General features: G+C 37.8%; 19 protein-coding genes and 1 pseudogene. 11 read left to right on the top strand and 9 right to left on the bottom strand.

Going from position 1 to position 17,935, the window contains the following annotated elements:
• Positions 1-58 precede the first annotated feature (58 nt).
• Positions 59-937, top strand: coding sequence for a peptidyl-prolyl cis-trans isomerase (locus tag ACLHDG_RS11540; protein WP_415406386.1), 879 nt, complete (start codon positions 59-61; stop codon positions 935-937).
• Positions 937-1,923: a HupE/UreJ family protein gene (locus tag ACLHDG_RS11535; protein WP_415406385.1), complete on the top strand. Its 987-nt coding sequence runs from the start codon at positions 937-939 to the stop codon at positions 1,921-1,923. Before ACLHDG_RS11540 ends, ACLHDG_RS11535 begins: the two co-directional genes overlap by 1 nt.
• A gap of 382 nt (positions 1,924-2,305) precedes the next feature.
• On the opposite strand, the gene ACLHDG_RS11530 is transcribed toward ACLHDG_RS11535, so the two are convergent.
• From ACLHDG_RS11530 to gatC, 9 genes and pseudogenes are all read right to left on the bottom strand, one after another.
• Positions 2,306-2,587: a hypothetical protein gene (locus ACLHDG_RS11530; RefSeq protein WP_415406384.1), complete on the bottom strand. Its 282-nt coding sequence runs from the start codon at positions 2,585-2,587 to the stop codon at positions 2,306-2,308.
• A 30-nt stretch (positions 2,588-2,617) separates the two neighbouring features.
• Positions 2,618-2,800, bottom strand: a pseudogene (locus ACLHDG_RS11525) (DUF1882 domain-containing protein); the annotation flags it as partial.
• Between the two features lie 8 nt (positions 2,801-2,808).
• Positions 2,809-4,059 (bottom strand): serine hydroxymethyltransferase, encoded by a 1,251-nt coding sequence (locus tag ACLHDG_RS11520; protein ID WP_415406383.1) that lies wholly within the window; start codon positions 4,057-4,059, stop codon positions 2,809-2,811.
• Positions 4,060-4,109: 50 nt separating this feature from the next.
• Complete coding sequence (gene lysS / locus ACLHDG_RS11515) at positions 4,110-5,759, bottom strand: lysine--tRNA ligase (RefSeq protein WP_415406382.1); 1,650 nt, start codon at positions 5,757-5,759, stop codon at positions 4,110-4,112.
• 190 nt (positions 5,760-5,949) lie between these two features.
• The gene (locus ACLHDG_RS11510) at positions 5,950-6,399 is read right to left on the bottom strand and encodes a Fur family transcriptional regulator (protein WP_415406381.1); all 450 of its coding nucleotides are present in this window, start codon (positions 6,397-6,399) and stop codon (positions 5,950-5,952) included.
• A 9-nt stretch (positions 6,400-6,408) separates the two neighbouring features.
• Positions 6,409-7,050, bottom strand: a complete 642-nt coding sequence (locus tag ACLHDG_RS11505; RefSeq protein WP_415406380.1) for a CvpA family protein — start codon at positions 7,048-7,050, stop codon at positions 6,409-6,411.
• A gap of 64 nt (positions 7,051-7,114) precedes the next feature.
• The gene (locus ACLHDG_RS11500) at positions 7,115-8,182 is read right to left on the bottom strand and encodes a type IV pilus twitching motility protein PilT (protein ID WP_415406379.1); all 1,068 of its coding nucleotides are present in this window, start codon (positions 8,180-8,182) and stop codon (positions 7,115-7,117) included.
• Positions 8,183-8,191: 9 nt separating this feature from the next.
• The gene (locus ACLHDG_RS11495; RefSeq protein ID WP_415406378.1) at positions 8,192-8,539 is read right to left on the bottom strand and encodes an arsenate reductase family protein; all 348 of its coding nucleotides are present in this window, start codon (positions 8,537-8,539) and stop codon (positions 8,192-8,194) included.
• A gap of 11 nt (positions 8,540-8,550) precedes the next feature.
• Positions 8,551-8,841: an Asp-tRNA(Asn)/Glu-tRNA(Gln) amidotransferase subunit GatC gene (gatC, locus tag ACLHDG_RS11490; RefSeq protein ID WP_415406377.1), complete on the bottom strand. Its 291-nt coding sequence runs from the start codon at positions 8,839-8,841 to the stop codon at positions 8,551-8,553.
• An 81-nt stretch (positions 8,842-8,922) separates the two neighbouring features.
• Between gatC and ACLHDG_RS11485 the strand changes: the two genes are divergently transcribed.
• From ACLHDG_RS11485 to ACLHDG_RS11445, 9 genes are all read left to right on the top strand, one after another.
• Positions 8,923-9,336: a ferredoxin-thioredoxin reductase catalytic domain-containing protein gene (locus tag ACLHDG_RS11485; RefSeq protein ID WP_415406376.1), complete on the top strand. Its 414-nt coding sequence runs from the start codon at positions 8,923-8,925 to the stop codon at positions 9,334-9,336.
• A gap of 54 nt (positions 9,337-9,390) precedes the next feature.
• Positions 9,391-9,735 (top strand): rhodanese-like domain-containing protein, encoded by a 345-nt coding sequence (locus tag ACLHDG_RS11480; protein ID WP_415406375.1) that lies wholly within the window; start codon positions 9,391-9,393, stop codon positions 9,733-9,735.
• A gap of 3 nt (positions 9,736-9,738) precedes the next feature.
• Positions 9,739-10,839: a succinyl-diaminopimelate desuccinylase gene (gene dapE, locus ACLHDG_RS11475; RefSeq protein WP_415406374.1), complete on the top strand. Its 1,101-nt coding sequence runs from the start codon at positions 9,739-9,741 to the stop codon at positions 10,837-10,839.
• Positions 10,840-10,848: 9 nt separating this feature from the next.
• On the top strand, positions 10,849-11,274 hold the full coding sequence (locus ACLHDG_RS11470) for a thioredoxin family protein (protein WP_415406373.1): 426 nt from the start codon (positions 10,849-10,851) through the stop codon (positions 11,272-11,274).
• Positions 11,275-11,357: 83 nt separating this feature from the next.
• The gene (locus tag ACLHDG_RS11465) at positions 11,358-11,564 is read left to right on the top strand and encodes a hypothetical protein (RefSeq protein ID WP_415406372.1); all 207 of its coding nucleotides are present in this window, start codon (positions 11,358-11,360) and stop codon (positions 11,562-11,564) included.
• 2 nt (positions 11,565-11,566) lie between these two features.
• A complete protein-coding gene (locus ACLHDG_RS11460) occupies positions 11,567-12,589 on the top strand; it encodes a sensor histidine kinase (protein WP_415406371.1) in 1,023 nt (340 codons plus the stop codon).
• 221 nt (positions 12,590-12,810) lie between these two features.
• Positions 12,811-13,566, top strand: a complete 756-nt coding sequence (locus ACLHDG_RS11455; RefSeq protein ID WP_415406370.1) for a 4Fe-4S dicluster domain-containing protein — start codon at positions 12,811-12,813, stop codon at positions 13,564-13,566.
• 1 nt (position 13,567) lies between these two features.
• On the top strand, positions 13,568-14,515 hold the full coding sequence (nrfD, locus tag ACLHDG_RS11450) for an NrfD/PsrC family molybdoenzyme membrane anchor subunit (RefSeq protein WP_415406369.1): 948 nt from the start codon (positions 13,568-13,570) through the stop codon (positions 14,513-14,515).
• An 11-nt stretch (positions 14,516-14,526) separates the two neighbouring features.
• Positions 14,527-17,859, top strand: coding sequence for a molybdopterin-dependent oxidoreductase (locus ACLHDG_RS11445; protein WP_415406368.1), 3,333 nt, complete (start codon positions 14,527-14,529; stop codon positions 17,857-17,859).
• Positions 17,860-17,935 lie beyond the last annotated feature (76 nt).

Raw genomic sequence — 17,935 nt, 5'->3', positions numbered from 1 at the left:
TTTACAAACGAAGCATCTTCTTGCTTCGTTACCCTTTTTTATTAGGAACACTTTTACTATGACCAAACATTCTAAACTTTATGCTTTATTACGTGAACCACTTTTTCACTTCCTTCTCATTGGTATAGGGATTTTTATTCTTTTTTCTCAGATAAAAACAAGCGATGATAATAATAACCAACAAATCATCATCACTAAAACCAAGATAGACACCCTTGCAAATGCTTTTTTTAAAGCAAAAGGAAGACCTCCTACGGCAGAAGAAATGAAAAAACAGCTTGAGTATGATATACGTGAACAGGTATTGTACCGTGAAGCAATGGCGATGGGATTGGATAAGGATGATATGATCATCCGTCGTCGTTTAGCACAAAAAATGAAATATCTTTTCAATGATTTGAGTGTTGTTGATAAACCAAGTGAAGCAGAGTTGAAAAAGTTTCTATCGGAACATCCTTCAAAGTTTATAAAACCTGCTACGATCTCTTTTTCTCAAGTCTATCTTGATCCTAAAGAACATGGTACTAATTTAGAAGAAGATGCCCAAGATCTATTAGAAGAATTACGAACAACAACTGTTAAAGATACTATTAGTTTTGGGGACCGTTCACTGCTACCATACGACTTTAGTAATGAAAGAAAAAGTGACATTATCAGTATGTTTGGAAAAGCATTTACAGAGCAAGCTTTTACTTCTGTAATAGATGTTTGGTCAGGACCTTTTGAGTCTGCATATGGTATACATTTGATATATATTCACAAACGTACAGAAGCACGTCTAGCTCCTCTTTCAGAAATGCGAGAACGTGTTGAGAGAGAGTGGATGCGTTTTAAACAAGATCAAGCAAATGAAGTTTTTTATCAGAGTTTGTATCAGCATTATGAAATTATCGTAGATGATGAAGTGCTTAAAGATGCCAATATAAGTGCTAAATAATGATGCGAACTCTAGCTCTTCTTTTTGTTTTATTGTTTCATACCGTAAATCTCATGGCGGATGAAGTTCGACCTGCCTACCTAGAAGTCAAAGAGATTAAACAAAATATTTTTGCACTCATACTTAAAGTCCCAGCTAAAGGCAGTAAAAAACTAAATATCAAAGCAGAACTGCCAAAAGAATGTACAAATACTACACCTGTAAGCACGCACTTTGTAAATAATGCATACTTAGAACGTTGGAGTGTAAAGTGTGAAGACGGGCTTGTGGGAAAGACATTGGCATTAAAAGGTTTAAATACTACAAATACGGACTTGTTACTACGTTTAGAATTTATGAATGTTACTTCCCAATCTATATTATTAACACCTACTAAAACTTCTTATCAAGTTCCTCAGGTTACTTCTTCATTGCAGGTTGTTAAAACCTATACATGGTTGGGTATTACGCATATCCTTATGGGATTTGATCATCTTTTATTTGTATTTGCCTTACTTCTTATCGTTAAAAGTATGCGACGTCTGTTATGGACCATTACAGCATTTACACTTGCACATAGTATCACTATGGCAGGAGCAACACTAGGTTTTATACATGTTCCGCAAGAACCTGTTGAAGCTATGATAGCATTAAGTATACTTTTTTTAGCAATGGAAATAGTACATGAAAAGCAAGGTAAAGTTGGTTTAACTTCACGTTATCCTTGGGTAATAGCTTTTATTTTTGGTTTGCTTCATGGTTTTGGTTTTGCAGGTGCACTTGCTGAAATAGGTCTACCAGAACAAGCCATTACCTTGGCACTTATATTCTTTAACATCGGTGTGGAGTTAGGTCAGTTAATGTTTGTGGTTACCATAGTGTTAATTGGTTTGGCATTACACGCTCTTAAACATCCAAACATACTTCAGAAGGTTGAAACTATAGTTGTTTATGCCATAGGTGGATTATCTTCATTTTGGGTGATTGAAAGGATTAGTGCTTTTTAAAAAGTGTTTTTTCATAAACTTATAGTAAAGGATAATTGATCTAATTGAAAACCTTATAAAATATGGGCACCTCTAATAACCCTATACGTTCATAATGGGTTTTGCAAATGTAAGATTTTGCAAGAGACTTCCAAGTCCTAGCCAAAGCTAAGATGAAGTAAGTATCTTGTGAAAGATTGCGTTTGCAAAGCCCACCCTGTGGGCATCACTAGCTTTCACCTATGCGTCGTTACTCTTTTTTGACTTAGCTACGGGGCTAGGACTTCAAAAGAGTGCCTAGCCTAGACAAAAGCTAGTGATGTTATGAACATATTAGGGTTATTAGAGGTACCCATATATAACTTTATAAGGTTTTGAAACAGGAATATTTGGATATTAAGATTTAAATTGCTTTATATGGAAGCGTAACAATATTATAAGCTTCCGGTAGAGAAGCAGAGGGTAAACATTTCCATTTTTTGGTTAGTTTTTGTTTAAGTGCAAGAGAAAGGGCTTGAAGTTGTAACTCTGCTTCTTGTAGTGGAATATTATCTACTTCTATAAAAACTTGTACCTTTTCTTCATCTTTACCTTGGTAGATATGATAATTTTTTATCTCAAGCGTGTTAAAAAGATGTTTTACAAGATGATGAAATCTCTGGTGCTCTTCACCTTTGTATTCCAAAACTAAATAGTTTGTATGATTATCTTTAAGAAGTGGAACTGCGATGATAAATTGTCTGTCGAGATGTTGATCTAAAACTAGGGGAGTTAATGGTTCATCTATACGTTCAAATTTGGCATAGAAAGTACGATTGTTGAACTGTATCTGTTCAACAATCGAAGGACGTTTAATGTAGTAATGATCTGTAGTAAATTCTAAATCAAAAACTTTAATAATTCGACCTAATAGATTGATTTTTCATAAATTACAAAATTAGAAGCAAGTTCTTTCATCTCATCTTTAATTTTTGCATGAAGATCATGGTCATTTACATTGTCAAGAACATCAGCGATCTTGTTTGCGATGATCTCAAATTCTGCTTCTTTCATCCCTCTACTTGTTAGTGCAGGAGAACCGATACGTACACCTGAAGTGACAAATGGACTTCTTGTCTCGCCTGGTACAGTATTTTTGTTTACTGTGATACCTGCTGCGCCAAGTGCTGCATCTGCATCTTTACCGGAGAAGTCTTTGTCTAAGAATGAGACAAGTACAAGGTGGTTGTCTGTACCGCCAGAGACTACATCGTACCCTCTGGCTACAAGTACTTCAGCAAGCTTAGAGGCATTTGCTTTGACTTGTTTTGCATGTGTTTTCCAAGCGTCAGAAAGGTTGTACTTAAATCCAACTGCTTTAGCTGCGATCACATGTACAAGTGGCCCACCTTGGAGGCCTGGGAAGATAGCAGAGTTTACTTTCTTAGCTACATCTTCATCATTTGTCATGATCATACCACCACGAGGACCTGCAAGTGTTTTGTGTGTAGTTGTTGTTACTACATCAGCGTAAGGGAATGGGCTAGGGTGTTCACCTGCACATACCAAACCTGCGATATGAGCGATGTCCGCAAACAAGATAGCACCAACAGCGTCAGCGATCTCTCTAAACTTCTTGAAGTCTATCTCTCTTGCATATGCAGATGCACCACAAACGATGATCTTTGGTTTTACGATTTGAGCAATTTCCATTACTTTTTCATAGTTAATGCGACCATCAAGCTCAACACCATAGGTAAAGCTTGAGTAGTTTTTACCGGAAAAGCTTGGTTTAGAACCATGTGTCAAGTGACCACCATGGCTTAAGTCCATACCTAAGATCTTCTCTCCTGCTTTAAGTAGTGCTGCATAAACTGCACCATTTGCCTGAGAACCAGAATGAGGCTGTACATTGGCATAGTTACAGTCAAAAAGTTCACATGCTCTGTCGATTGCCAATTGCTCAACAACATCAGCATATTCACATCCGCCGTAATATCTTTTATACGGGTAACCTTCTGCATATTTGTTTGTAAATACAGAACCCATTGCTTCCATTACTGCAGGAATTGTAAAGTTCTCAGATGCGATCATCTCTAAGTGGTCTGTTTGTCTTTCTCTTTCGTTTTCAATGGCTTGAAAAATCTCTGGGTCAAAACTTTCTATGGCGTATGACATTTGTATTCCTTTTTTAGGTTTATTACTGGATTTATATCCAAATTTTTCTGTTATTTCTCTTGCATTCTTTTTTTACAGGCAGCTACATCCATACAGAACATACCTTTACCTTTTTTAGCTGGCTTGAGTTCATCTGGATTTTCATTACCACATTTTTTACACTTGTTCTCTACTGCACAGATAGGAGCAAGTTCTGGGCGTGGAGCTTCAGGCTTCATTGCTGGGAATAGAAGTACATCACGGATGCTGTGTTGGTTTGTAAGCATCATTACAAGTCTGTCGATACCTATACCTTCACCCGCTGTTGGTGTCATACCGTAGCTGAGTGCTTTAACATAGTCTGTATCCATATGCATCGTTTCATCATCACCAGTAGCCTCTTTAGCATCTACTTGCCCCTTAAATCTCTCATACTGATCGATAGGGTCATTGAGTTCAGAGAAACCATTGGCTATCTCTTTACCTGCCATAAAGAGTTCAAAACGCTCTGCGATGTCTGGATTATCATCAGATCTTCTGGCAAGTGGTGAGATGTCTACAGGGAAATCTGTAATGAATGTAGGATTGATGAGCTTACCTTCAACAAATTCGTCAAAGAGTTCAGCTTGCAGGTATCCAAGTGTAAGATTTGCATCTACTTTTACATTATGCTCAGCAAGATAAGCCAATGCTTTTTCTTTATCATTAGCAACATCAGCAGGTACGCCACCGATACTTGTAAGTGATTCAATGTATGGAATCTTTGCAAATGGTGTAGCAAAGTCTATCTCTAAGTCACCATATGGGAGTTTTCTCTCAAGTTTAAGGTTATCAAAGAGGTAGTCAAATAACTCTTCGGTGATCTCCATCAACTCGATATAGGTTTTGTATGCCCAGTAGAACTCTATCATCGTAAATTCAGGGTTATGGGTATGATCCATCCCTTCATTTCTGAAGTTTCTGTTTATCTCAAATACTGCTTCCATACCACCAACGATGAGACGTTTGAGGTAAAGCTCTGGTGCGATACGTAAATAACGTTCAACATCCAAAGCATTATGATGTGTTATAAATGGTTTTGCATTTGCTCCGCCAGGGATAGGGTGCATCATAGGTGTTTCTACTTCAAGGAATGTTTTGTCTTCGAAAAATCTTCTTACAAGTGAGACGATCTTGCTTCTCATCACAAAATTCTCTTTTACCTCTGGATTCATGATCATATCTAGGTAACGTTGTCTGTAACGAAGTTCATGATCTTGGAGTCCGTGGAACTTTTCCGGAAGAGGAGAGATAGATTTAGAAACAATTCTCATATCTTTACAGTGAAGGGTAAGTTCACCGGTTTGTGTGACAAAAGGATATCCTGTTGCTTCAATGATATCGCCAACTTCAAAAAGTTTCTTTGCTACAGTATTGTAGAAACCTTCAGGAAGTTCATCTCTATTATAGTAGATCTGCACCAAACCTTCTGCATCTTCTATCTTGGCAAAAGCTGCTTTTCCCATAATACGGATAAACTTGAGTCTGCCTGTCAGTGAGTATGTTTTACTCTCATCTTTTTTTTCATCAGCATCTTGCTCTTTGATGTAATCACACTCTTCTAAAAATTGTTTAGAAGGGGTTCCTTTTTGCACTTGATTGGGATAAGGGTTGATTCCCTCTTCTCTTAGTTTCTCAGTTTTTTTAATACGTTCTTGAATATATTGATTTTCAAATATCAAGGTTTCTCCTGTGTTGTTATTTATCATATGACGCTTATAGAGCAAAGCTCCATATATGTCAATACTTAAAAAACGTGCATTTTAGCACCTTTTTTAAGTATTGATTGCTAACGCTGAGTTCTGCTAAAGTTATACCCTTTGGTGACTTCAGAAGTGGACTCAAGTAACTAGTTACCTTTTAAAGATTGCTTTATTTATCTTTCTCTTGACACTTTTCACAAAGTCCAACGATCTTCATCGTATGGTCAGTCATTTGAAAATTGAACTTTTTAGCGATCTTTTTTTGTTGTTCCTCAATGGTTTCATCGAAGAACTCAATGATCTCTCCGCAAGCGGTACAGATCAGATGATCATGGTGTTTTTTAAGACCAAGTTCATACTTTTTACCTTGTGCCCCAAACGAGATAGAGCTTGCGATATCTGACTCTTCAAGCAGGGTTAATGTACGATAGACCGTAGCAATGCCGATGTTGATCTCCGGATACTCTTTTTTAAGAAGCATATAAATGTCTTCTGGTGTAAAATGCCCCTCATTTTCATAAAGGAATTTTAAAATAAGTTCTCTTTGTTTAGTGAACTTGAGTGTATTACTTTTAAGTAATATTTTAAATTTTTCTAAAAGACGAGGATATGTGATCATAAGTTACCTTTAATGAGTTGCCATACTTATATTGTTATCTACGGTTGCATTTTTCTCTTTTGTACTTACTTCTGTACTATTTGTTTCATTTAGATTTGCTACTTCTTTAAGTACTTCTGTTGTGGATGATTTTTCCAAACCCAGCACCTTTGGATCAAGATTGATAATGCTTGAACCTGCTGCTGTCAAATAAGGATAAAGCACAGAGTCTTGGACATATTTTTCTAAATTATCTTTTACCAGTGTTACATTTGAGAGGGCTGTAACGATAAGTGCAAAAATAAGAAAATATTTTCCTCCTCCAGCGATAAAACCAAAAAGACGATTCAGAAAGCCTAAGCCACTGGCAGATGTAAGTTTTGAGAAAATAGAACCCAATATAGTTGCACTCAACCAAACAATGATAAGAACAGCAAGAAAACCAAGAAGTTTAAGCAGTGCAGTGTTTTCCAGATGAAGGAAGTTTGTATCTATAAATGCAGCAGCCGTTGGGGCAAAACGAGAGGCAAAATAGACACCACCGACAAGCCCGACAAGTCCAAATACTTCTTTGATAAAGCCATTCATAAAACCTTTAATACCCAAGATAAGTACTATGGCTCCAATAGTAATATCAAAATAGTTAAAGTCTATCATTGAAAAATTTTCCATATATTCCTCTTTAATTTACTAGTTTTTTCGTAATTGTATCTATAAAAGTCACTAAAAATGCTTTTTAGTAAGCTTGTGTTGCTTTTGATAGTTCATCCGCTTTGTTGGCATACTGTAAAGCAATATCACGAGAGATCTTTCCATCTTTAAGGAACTTCAAGAGTGCCTGTGTCTGCGTTTGCATACCTGTATCACCTTGACCCAATTGCATTTGTGAATAGATCTGGTGTACTTTATCTTCACGGATAAGGTTGGAGATCGCATGATTTGTGATCAAGATCTCTGAAGCAGCTACACGTCCACCACCAAGTTTAGGCAGAAGTGCCTGAGCGATAATTGCCACAAGTGATGATGAGATCATGGCTCTGATCTGCGGTTGTTCATCTCCGGAGAATACATCAATAATACGGTTGATCGTACCAGGTGCAGAAGAGGTGTGAAGTGTACCAAAAACAAGGTGCCCGGTTTCCGCTGCTGTGAGTGCAGCTTCTATGGTCTCTTTATCCCTCATCTCCCCAATGAGGATAATGTCTGGATCCTGACGCATTGCAAACTTGAGTGCTGTGGCAAAACTTTTTGTATCTTCACCGACACCTCTGTGTGAGAAAACACATTTTTTATTTTGGTGTATAAATTCCACCGGATCTTCTACTGTAACAACGTGTTTGTGCTCATACAGGTTGATTTCATTCAGCATAGCAGCAAGAGTAGTTGATTTACCAGAACCGGTTGGACCGGTTACCAGAATGAGACCTTTTTCTCTTTGCATAAGTTTTTTATAGATTTCCGGTGCGCCAAGGTCGTCCAAGGAAGGTATATCTATAGGAATGGTTCTAAATGCGGCGGCAGTATCACCTAAAGTACGATAATAGTTTGCTCTAAAACGACCAATGCCGGGAATTAAAAGTGCAAAGTCAAGTTCATCGTATTCTTCGAAATGTTGTTTTTGTTTTTCAGTGATCAAAGAGTAGCACATCTCTTCAATATCTTCACCCGTAAGCTTAGGAAGGTTTACAGGTTTGAGTGCACCATCCAGTCTGATCTGTGGTTCTGTGCGACTCACAAGGTGCAAGTCAGAAGCACCATGTGAAACAACACTCTGAAGTAGTTTTTTTATATCGAAAGCAGCCATATTTTTCCTTTAAATTTTTTCAAGTTTTTCTTGATAGAGTGATTCATTATATCCAACTATGACATCATTATTGAATGTAATAACAGGTCGTTTAATGAGCATATTCTCTTTGCTTAACCAGGTTTGTTTATCATCATCGCTTAGGTTAAGTTCTTTGAGTTTTAGGGTTCTGTATGTAGTACCTCTGGTATTAAAAAGTGTCTTGATGTCAGTATGCTTAAGCCATCCACCTACAATGTCTTTTGTAACTGGTGTTTCCCGAAAATCTACAAACTCATAAGGTATTTCTTGTGCTTTAAGATACTTTATGGCTTTTCTGACACTGTCACAGTTTTTGATCCCATAAATTTTTAACATTTAGTATCTATTTACTCGATAATTGCGGGTACGATAAAAAAGTCATCTTGACTCTCTGGTGCATGAGAGAGGATATCGGCAGCTATTGTAGTAGATTTTCTAGGTGTGTCTTCTCTCAGTGGTGTACCACCCTCAAGTGTTGAAAAAGAAGCACTCAGTGCATCAGTGTCAAGTTCATTAAGGTTATCTATGTATCCAAGTATTTCAGTGAGTTGCCCCATAACCTCTTCTTTTTTTGAGTCATCTATACGAAGATGAGAGAGTGTTTCCAGTTTAGCCAAGACAGTATTATCTATTTGCATTATATACCCTATAGTGATTTTTCTTATTATATATTAATTTAGTTTAAGATATAACTACAGTAATACAACTAAGGATTTAAAATGTTACAACAATTAGATATGAATTCAGAAGAGTTTAAAGCAGAGTTGGTAAAAACAGAAAAGTTTACAGATAAAGTATGTGAGAGTCAAGGCTGGGTATATAGTGCCAATGAGGATGTGAATGAAGGTGTAACTCTTGGACTTGCACGACATAGATTACTTTTTGGTAAAAGATTTTGTCCCTGTTTCATGGTTGATCCAGATGAGTCTAGACCAGGTAAGTTTAAAAGTTCAGATGACAGAATCTGTCCTTGTAAGCCAGCCATAGAAAAAGAAATACCTGAAACAGGCATTTGCCATTGTCAAATTTTTTGTACACCAGAACATAGAGAAGAACAGATCAAAGAAAAAGAAGCTAAAGCATTAGCAAAAGAAGAATTGAAAAAAGTGGCAGAAGAAGAAGCGGCAAAGTAAATTATAATTATTATTGACTATAATTCAAAATTATTTTAATATTTAAGGATAGTAGTGCACAAATTATTGGCGACAGATAATATTAATTCAGAAAATTTAGAAACACTCTTAAAAGCAAGAGAAAATGGCGAAGCAAATTTTCTTTTAGTTGATGTACGAGAAAACATGGAGTATGAGATGGGACATCTTAAAGGTGTGGATATGCTCAAGCCCACTTCAGATTTTCAATCATGGGCCCAAGCTCTTTTTGATGAGGCAAAAGATAAAGTGGTTATTTTTACTTGTCGTACAGGACACAGAAGCGGACAAGTTCAAAATGTTTTTAGAAGCAATGGACATTCCAGAGTGATCAACCACTCTGGTGGTATCGTCTCTTACTGTGGCGAAATAGAAAGATAAGTGATGAATGTAGTTGACTTACTTTTAAAACTGTTAAGTTTTGAATCTGTAACACCTGATGATGCGGGATCTTTGAAATTTATCGAAGAGTATCTTGATGGGTATGAAGCTATCTATGTCAATAAGGAAGGGGTGAAAAATCTTTTCTTAACTAAAAAGTTCTCTGATGGTCCACACCTCTGTTTTGCAGGGCATGTTGATGTTGTCCCTGCGGGTGATGGTTGGAATACCAATCCTTTTGTTCCTGTCATAAAAGAGGGTAAAATTTATGCCCGTGGTACACAAGACATGAAAAGTGGCGTGGCTGCTTTTGTTCAGGCGTGCAGTGAAGCTGATCACTTTGAAGGAAGACTCTCTATCTTACTTACTTCAGATGAAGAGGGTGAAGCAAAATATGGTACACAGATCATGCTGGAACATCTCAAAGAGATGGATCTTTTGCCTGAAAGTTGTATTGTCGCAGAGCCGACATGTGAGAATATTTTTGGTGATGCTATCAAAGTGGGACGAAGAGGTTCCATCAATGGGGTGATAGAAAAACATGGTATGCAGGGACATGCAGCGTATCCTGAAAAAGCAACGAACCCTATCCATAAAGTGGCGCAGGTCTTGCCTTCGATGGCAGGAGTGAACCTGGATGAAGGTGATGACTACTTTGGACCAAGTCAATTTGTCATTACGGATATACGTGCCGGTATGGAAGTAACCAATGTTACACCCGGTAAGCTGAAAATGATGTTCAATGTACGTAACTCTACCAAGACTTCCATTCAGGATGTAGAAGATTTTGTGCATCATTATTTCTCTGGTATGAAGTATGATCTTACACTGAGTCAATCGGCAAAACCTTTTGTGACAGAGACGGACCGTCCTATTGTACATGCGATAGATGAGAGTATCAAAAGAGTATGTGCTATTACGCCTAAACACTCCACAGCAGGTGGTACAAGTGATGCACGATTTATCGCAGCGTACGGAATAGATGTGATCGAGTTTGGTGTGATCAACGATACGATCCATGCACCCAATGAGAGAACTTCTATCGGAGAAGTAGAAAAGCTTCATCAAGTTTTTTCTGAGTTGATAAAAAATTTCAATAGTTAAAGGATAGATATGCAAAAATTATTATTAAGTATGTTTCTACTTGCAGGAACACTTTTTTCAACGACTCTTTTTGCAGAGGATACAGTATGGCTAAAAGATATCAACACTGCTTTTGAAATGGCGAAAAAAGAGCAAAGAACGGTGATGGTTCTTGTAGAAGGTGAGAATTGCAGATGGTGTAAAAAGATGAAGCATCGTACACTGGGAGATGAGAACGTACAAAAAAAACTCAAGTCATACATTACAGTAAAAGTGATGAGAGAAGATGAAGATGATGTAAAAGATCTACCGATCATCCATGGTGTACCCAGCATCTTTTTTATGACACCTGAAAAAGAAGTGATAGAATCAGTGGTCGGCTATTTTAATGTAGAGGATTTCTTGAGTTATATTTCTGATGTCGAAAAGAAAAAAGTAAAAACAAAAAGTAACTAAAATGACAAGAATTACAAGCGTTAAAACGCAGTGCAACAAATCACTAAATGATTTGTGTGAAATTCAGTACAGCGAGGCACTAAATGTTGAGTCTTAAAAATATTTTTTTGAATCTATTGCTTGGTATCATGATGTTATCTTTGACTGCTTATGGTGATTCGAAAAATAGTGTGCCGGAAAAATCTACTATTAAAACACCTAATACTCAAAAAACTGACAAAATAGCAGGATATTATGAGACAGAGGATTTCCTTGGTTACATCAAGGAAATAGCAGAGGATAGTCTTTAGATATGATGTTTAATCGTCCGCACTTTAAAGAGTATGTTATGGCTAGGCTGGTGACCATAGCCATACTTCTATTTATAGTTTTTTCTATATTTCTCATTCTTATAACGCCTGATACACAAGATGAAATAACCCCCATTTTTCTTATTGCTTTAGCATTTTCGATTTTTATTTTCTTTATTTATCGTGGTGCAGGGCATATGCAAAAAGAGTTGACCACAATAAATAAATATTTGGCAAATCTTGAAGAAATAGATCAGATCGATTATGAAGCACATTTTTTTACACAAGAGTTTGAGGAGATAAATCAAAATCTTATTGGGGCACTTAAAAAAGCTAAAAAAAGAGAAGACATCAAACAGCGTTACAACGCAAAGCTCAAACTCAAGAATAGACAACGTGCCGATATGATCTCAGCTATCGCACATGAATTTCGTAATCCTATTGCGTCTATCATGGGATACTCACAAACCCTACAGGATGATCCGGATATTCCTAAGCTACTGCAAGAGAAGTTTTTAGGCAAGATTTATAACAATGGTAATAAGATAGAAGCACTTTTAAGTCGTCTCATACTGTGGAACAAGTTTGAGAGTGGCGAGGCAACACTGCATAAAAGCTCTTTTGATATTTACACTTTGACCCAAGAGATAAAACTTGCATTGGAAGAGCAGTATAAAAACAGGGAGATACTCATAAAAGGAGAATCTCATGTTGTAGAAGCAGATCGCACACTGATGGAAGTGGTACTAAAAAACCTTATAGAGAATGCATTGAAGTATTCTAAAGATGAGGTTCTTGTAGAGATAGAAGGAAGTCGCATTTCAGTGAGTGACAAGGGTGTAGGTATCAGTGATAAAGATATAGATAAAGTCACTAAAAAATTCTACCGATCAGGTACCCACAATTGGGATAATTCCATGGGCCTTGGTCTTTCTATCGTTAAAACCATCCTTGCATTACATCAGAGTAAACTTGACATTAAAAGTAAAGAAAATGAGGGATCTACCTTTTCTTTTAGTTTCTAAAAAATAGATTTTCATTTTTTTTCATCATACATATGAGAAAGATTGAAGTATTATTTTAATTCTAAATAAAATCATTCATTTTTACTCATTATTTTATAAAAGTCATCATTTATTATAAAAATCATATGAAGTTAACAGTTTATACAATACAATTATGACGTATTCAAAAAACTTATTTGTTACAATAAGCATATACTGATAATTAATATCAAGGAGGAAGTATGAAACTAGGTTTCTTAGTTGACCTTAACCTGTGCATGGGTTGTAAAGGTTGTGAGATCGCTTGTAAAGTGGAAAATGAAGTACCGCTTAGCTCTTGGCGTTTACGTGTAAAATATATTGATATCGGGACATTCCCGGATACATCAAGATCTTTTACACCATTACGTTGTAACCATTGTGAGAACGCACCATGTGAGCGTATCTGTCCGGTATCTGCATTACACTATTTGGAAAATGGTATTGTAAATGTTGATAATGAGAGATGTATAGGTTGTGCCGGTTGTATGATGGCATGTCCTTATGGAGCGATCTACATGGACCCGGAAACGAACACAGCAGACAAATGTACATATTGTGCTCACCGTATCGAGAGTGGTATGATGCCGGCATGTGTAGTTGCATGTCCGGTTGAAGCAAATATCTTTGGTGATGTTGAAGATGATACAAGTCACATTTCACAATACATCATGGAGCATCAAGGTGCTGTTCAGGTAAGAAAACCTGAAAAACATACAGATCCTAAGCACTATTACGTGGGTGGAGGTACGTATACACTTGATCCTCTTGCACACAAAAGAATCGAAGGATACAGCCTCTTTAACAATATTACACATCTTGAAGCTGTAGGTGATAAAAACCACGGAGTTTTAGATAGATTCTTAGCGCCTTTTACCGGGCATGGTGAATTAGATAATAAAAGTTTAATAGAGTCAGCAACAGATGCTGAGTCACACGAGCAAGAGGGAGGTCACTAAGATGGTAGAAAGTACAATTCACGCAACACAAGCTGTTGTAACATTGGATGTTGCACTTCCGGGTATTATCTGGGGTTGGATGATCACACTGAATATGTGGGCAAAAAGTATCGGTACAGGTGTTATCCTGGTAGGTGCATTTTTACTCTATAGACATAAAAAAGAGGAAATGCCGAACCTTAGATGGACGATGCCTCTTATCTCATTTGTGGCTTTAAATGTATTCTTACTCTTTACCTTGGTGGATCTTCACCAACCGTATAGAATGGTCAACATCTTCTTACACCCACACTGGACTTCTGCGATCACCGTAGGTGCATGGATGGCCTCGATCTTTACAGGACTTATCACAGTGATGATGCTTATCGGTGGATTTGATGCATTTCCTGAGTTTAGAAGACACTGTCCTGTTGGGAAAAAGGTAAGAAGTATCAGTGGTTTTTATGAGAAAGCTTTCCCTTATATTGTCTTTTTAGCGATTCCTGTAACGACTTATACAGCGATCATTATGGCACAATCAAGTGCAAGAGAGTTATGGCAGGCACCGACAGAAGTAATGCAAATGATCTGGGCGGCACTTATGGTAGGTTCTGCGGCACTTATTTTAGTATCTGACTCTTGGAGTAAGGAAGCTAGAAAAGATCTGGCACTTATCATGTCTGTTGCAGTTTTCTTCTCTTTTATGATGTATATGGGTGAGTATTTTTTCTCATATAAATCAGCTGAAGCAGAAGCAACATTAGAATATGTACATTCAGGGGGTTCATATAATGTTGAATTCTGGTTTGGTATGGTTCTTGGATTTATCATTCCATTCTTCCTGGCTGTAAGCAACATGAAGAATGAAAATAAAACGTTGCTTAGATTTGCAGCTATTTTAGCATTGATTGGGCTCTATCTTGTAAAAGATGTATGGCTTAAAATCCCACAAATGTTACCGTTGAGTTAAGGAGTATATATATGACAAAATCAATGAATAATGAACAACCTACATTTGTAGAGAGTAGAAGAACTTTTCTTAAAGGTACAGCGTACTCTGTAGCAGGTGTAACACTTGCTGCGGGTGTATTTAAAACAGTGGCGGATACACCGGCTGTTGCAGCTGACAGTAAGTTTACCCCTACGCCTAAGACACTTTCATTCTACCCGCCACTTGAAGAGTGGGACAGCTTTACGGAGTTAGATGGTGATGACTGGAAAAGAGGTGGTACATTAAGAAATGGTGTACAAAGTGAAGACAATCCTGATGGGATCAAAGCGACTGAATATATGCTTGTTCCTACATCTTGTTCAAACTGTGAAGCATCATGTGGTCTGACTGCATGGGTTGACCTTTCTACATATAAAGCTGGTGGACAACTTGCGGTACGTAAATACATGGGTAACCCTCTTCATGCAGGTAGCCGTGGTAGAAACTGTGCTAAGGGTTATGCAACTCAGTCACAAATGTATGATCCGGACAGAATCCCTTTCCCACTTATGAGAGCTCCAGGTTCAAAAAGAGGTGAAGGTAAGTGGGTAAGAACCACTTGGGATGAAGCAATGGCGAAGATCGGTAAAAAAATGCACGATACGCTTAAAAAAGGTGATGAGATCTCTAAAAAATCGATCATGTATCATGTAGGTCGTCCAAATGAAAATGGATTTGGTCACCGTGTACCTCACTCAATGGGACTTGATGGCTATGATTCTCACACGAACATCTGTTCTGCAGGTGCGAGACAGGGTACGATCCAGTGGTCAAACGATGATAGAAACTCTCCGGATTGGGCAAATGCGAAGTTGATCTTCCTTCAGTCTTCTCATGCAGCAGATGCAGGTCACTATTTCCAGCAGGCAGCGGGGCGTATCGCTGAAGCACGTAAAAAAGGTGCAAAACTTGTTGTTATGGATCCAAGACTCTCTAACTCTGCCGGTATGGCAGACTTATGGGTACCTTGTTGGCCAGGGACAGAGACAGCACTTTATCTCTACCTTGCAAACAGAATCCTGAATGAAAAAGGTCTTAATGGTGAAGATCTAGTAAATCACGAGTTTGTGAAAAACTGGGTTAACTGGGATAGATTGATGGCAGATAAAGAGTATCTTGCGCTACTTGTTGAGAAAAAGTATATCAAGTCTGTACCACAAGGTGATACATATGAAGATTTCATTACGATGATCTCTGAAATGTATACGCCTTATACACTTGATTTTGTAGCCCAAGAGTGTCGTATCGAAAAACGCATCGTAGAGAAACTTTACGATATGTTCATCGATGCAGGTGCTAGAGTTGCAACATACATCTGGAGAGCAGGACCGATCGGTCATAAAGGTGGATGGATGATCGCTAGATCTGCATTCTTACCATTTGTGCTTCGTGGAGCTATGGCTGGTGACAAAGGTGGTGTAGGTTTACACCACTGGCATGTTATCTCAGTTAATGGTAAAGGTGATAAAGCAGCACAAGCTGGTGAAAGACCTCCTAAAGTTGATGTTTGGAATGAGATCGCCTGGCCACCTGAGTATCCATTAAGTTCTTATGAGATGAGTCATATCATGCCTCACCTTCTACTTGATGATGAGTGGAGAAAGAAGTGGAACTCTAAAGGACTTCAAGTACCTGAGAAATTGGCTGTTTGGATTCCTCGTATGTATAACCCGGTTTGGATCAACCCGGATGGATTTAGATGGATCGAAGCACTGAAAAGAGAAGATAAGATCGAAATGTCGTTTAACCTCTCACCTACATGGTCTGAGACAAACTGGTATTGTGACTTTATCCTTCCTGTTGGACTTGCCGGTGAAAGACATGATCAACACTCTGAAGCAACAGAACCAAAAAGATGGTTAAGTTTCCGTAACCCGGCACTTAGAGTTGCGTTAGAAAAAATGGGTTGGAAACCAAAGGATCCAACAAGAGCTACACTTGAAGCACATATTAAAGCAGGTCTTGGTGAAGTTTGGGAAGAAGTAGAATTCTGGGCAAATATTATGGTTCACTATGTAGATCCTGATGGTTCTCTTGGTGTAAGAAAGTATTGGGCTTCAAAAGAAGATCCAACAAGAGCCGTAACGATCCCTGAGTGGTATCAAGCAGCATTTGACAAGCTTCCTAACCTTAAAAAAGCAGCAAAAGCAGCGTATCCGGACTCTAAGTACCCTAACTATGAGATGATGAGAGACAGAGGTACATGGTTGGAAGAAGATAATATCTTTAAACCACAAGAGAGACCTATTAAGAAAGTAGGAGACACTTATATTTCTCACGGTCATGAGTATCATAAAAATGATGTAAGAAAAGATGAGTTTGGTGTTATTCTTGCAAAAGACAGTCATGGTAAAGAAAAAGCGATCGGTGTTGAAGTGGATGGTGAGCTTATGCAAGGTTTCCATACATTGACTAAAAAACTTGACTTCTACTGTGAGTGGTTTAAAGATTGGAAATGGCCTGAGTATGCTATACCTATCTATCCTACTACTAAAGAAGATAGAAAGAAAATGACACATGTTGTAACGCAGGTACACCATGACTTTATGGAAAAAGATAATGATTTTGCATTGAATACTGTATTTAGATTACCATACAATATTCATACACGTTCAGTGAACTCTAAACACCTTATGGAGATCTCGCAAAATCATAACCCTGTATGGGTTTATACTGAAGATGCAAAACGTCTTGGTATTAAAAGAGGAGATGCTGTTAAAGTGACTATCTCAGATACTGTTTCAGGTCTTGAGTCAGGTTATTTCATTGCTATGGCTATACCAACTGAAGGTACAATGCCAGGTGTTTTAGCTTGTTCTCACCATGCTGGTAGATGGAAACTTAAAAATGCAGTTGATATTCCAGGATTTGAGCATAAGCTTGGTATCATGGGTGTTGGTGCACCATTGTATGAAATGACTATGGATGGTAAAGAGGGTACACTCAAGCCAACTCAGGGTATTGATGAAGGTATGAATGAAAATAAAGACTCTTGGCAGTTTAAAGAGTACAATAAAGACCTTGATAATATCTGGTGGGATGGATTGAGTGGTTCATGGCAAAATGCTGTAGCTCCTTCACATCCGGACCCGATAGCAGGTAACCATGCATGGCACCAAAAAGTAAGCATGGAGCTTGCTGGTAAAGATGATCAGATCGGTGATATTTATGTGAATTATGAAAACAATATGAAAGTCTATCAGGCATGGAGAGACAAATTGACTCGTCCACTTGACAGTACAGATACATTAAGACGTCCTAAACACATTAAACGTCCAGCTGTGCCTTTGTCTGACAAAGCATACGCTGTAAATCTTATATAGTTTTACAATTTAAGCAGACCCCCTGGGTCTGCTTCTACATATACAATTTCCCAGATAACTAACTTTATAGTATTTA

The organism is Sulfurovum iocasae (assembly GCF_047716765.1).
In the GTDB taxonomy this organism is placed as follows: domain Bacteria; phylum Campylobacterota; class Campylobacteria; order Campylobacterales; family Sulfurovaceae; genus Sulfurovum.
This window is presented reverse-complemented; position numbering and strand designations above follow the sequence as displayed.

What these genes read in the sequence shown, in the direction of transcription:
- ACLHDG_RS11540 (WP_415406386.1), top strand. Translation starts at nt 59, where the DNA reads ATGACCAAACATTCTAAACTTTATGCTTTATTACGTGAACCACTTTTT.
- ACLHDG_RS11535 (WP_415406385.1), top strand. Translation starts at nt 937, where the DNA reads ATGATGCGAACTCTAGCTCTTCTTTTTGTTTTATTGTTTCATACCGTA.
- ACLHDG_RS11520 (WP_415406383.1), bottom strand. Translation starts at nt 4,059, where the DNA reads ATGTCATACGCCATAGAAAGTTTTGACCCAGAGATTTTTCAAGCCATT.
- ACLHDG_RS11510 (WP_415406381.1), bottom strand. Translation starts at nt 6,399, where the DNA reads ATGATCACATATCCTCGTCTTTTAGAAAAATTTAAAATATTACTTAAA.
- ACLHDG_RS11505 (WP_415406380.1), bottom strand. Translation starts at nt 7,050, where the DNA reads ATGGAAAATTTTTCAATGATAGACTTTAACTATTTTGATATTACTATT.
- ACLHDG_RS11500 (WP_415406379.1), bottom strand. Translation starts at nt 8,182, where the DNA reads ATGGCTGCTTTCGATATAAAAAAACTACTTCAGAGTGTTGTTTCACAT.
- ACLHDG_RS11495 (WP_415406378.1), bottom strand. Translation starts at nt 8,539, where the DNA reads ATGTTAAAAATTTATGGGATCAAAAACTGTGACAGTGTCAGAAAAGCC.
- gatC (WP_415406377.1), bottom strand. Translation starts at nt 8,841, where the DNA reads ATGCAAATAGATAATACTGTCTTGGCTAAACTGGAAACACTCTCTCAT.
- ACLHDG_RS11485 (WP_415406376.1), top strand. Translation starts at nt 8,923, where the DNA reads ATGTTACAACAATTAGATATGAATTCAGAAGAGTTTAAAGCAGAGTTG.
- dapE (WP_415406374.1), top strand. Translation starts at nt 9,739, where the DNA reads ATGAATGTAGTTGACTTACTTTTAAAACTGTTAAGTTTTGAATCTGTA.
- ACLHDG_RS11470 (WP_415406373.1), top strand. Translation starts at nt 10,849, where the DNA reads ATGCAAAAATTATTATTAAGTATGTTTCTACTTGCAGGAACACTTTTT.
- ACLHDG_RS11465 (WP_415406372.1), top strand. Translation starts at nt 11,358, where the DNA reads ATGTTGAGTCTTAAAAATATTTTTTTGAATCTATTGCTTGGTATCATG.
- ACLHDG_RS11460 (WP_415406371.1), top strand. Translation starts at nt 11,567, where the DNA reads ATGATGTTTAATCGTCCGCACTTTAAAGAGTATGTTATGGCTAGGCTG.
- ACLHDG_RS11455 (WP_415406370.1), top strand. Translation starts at nt 12,811, where the DNA reads ATGAAACTAGGTTTCTTAGTTGACCTTAACCTGTGCATGGGTTGTAAA.
- nrfD (WP_415406369.1), top strand. Translation starts at nt 13,568, where the DNA reads ATGGTAGAAAGTACAATTCACGCAACACAAGCTGTTGTAACATTGGAT.
- ACLHDG_RS11445 (WP_415406368.1), top strand. Translation starts at nt 14,527, where the DNA reads ATGACAAAATCAATGAATAATGAACAACCTACATTTGTAGAGAGTAGA.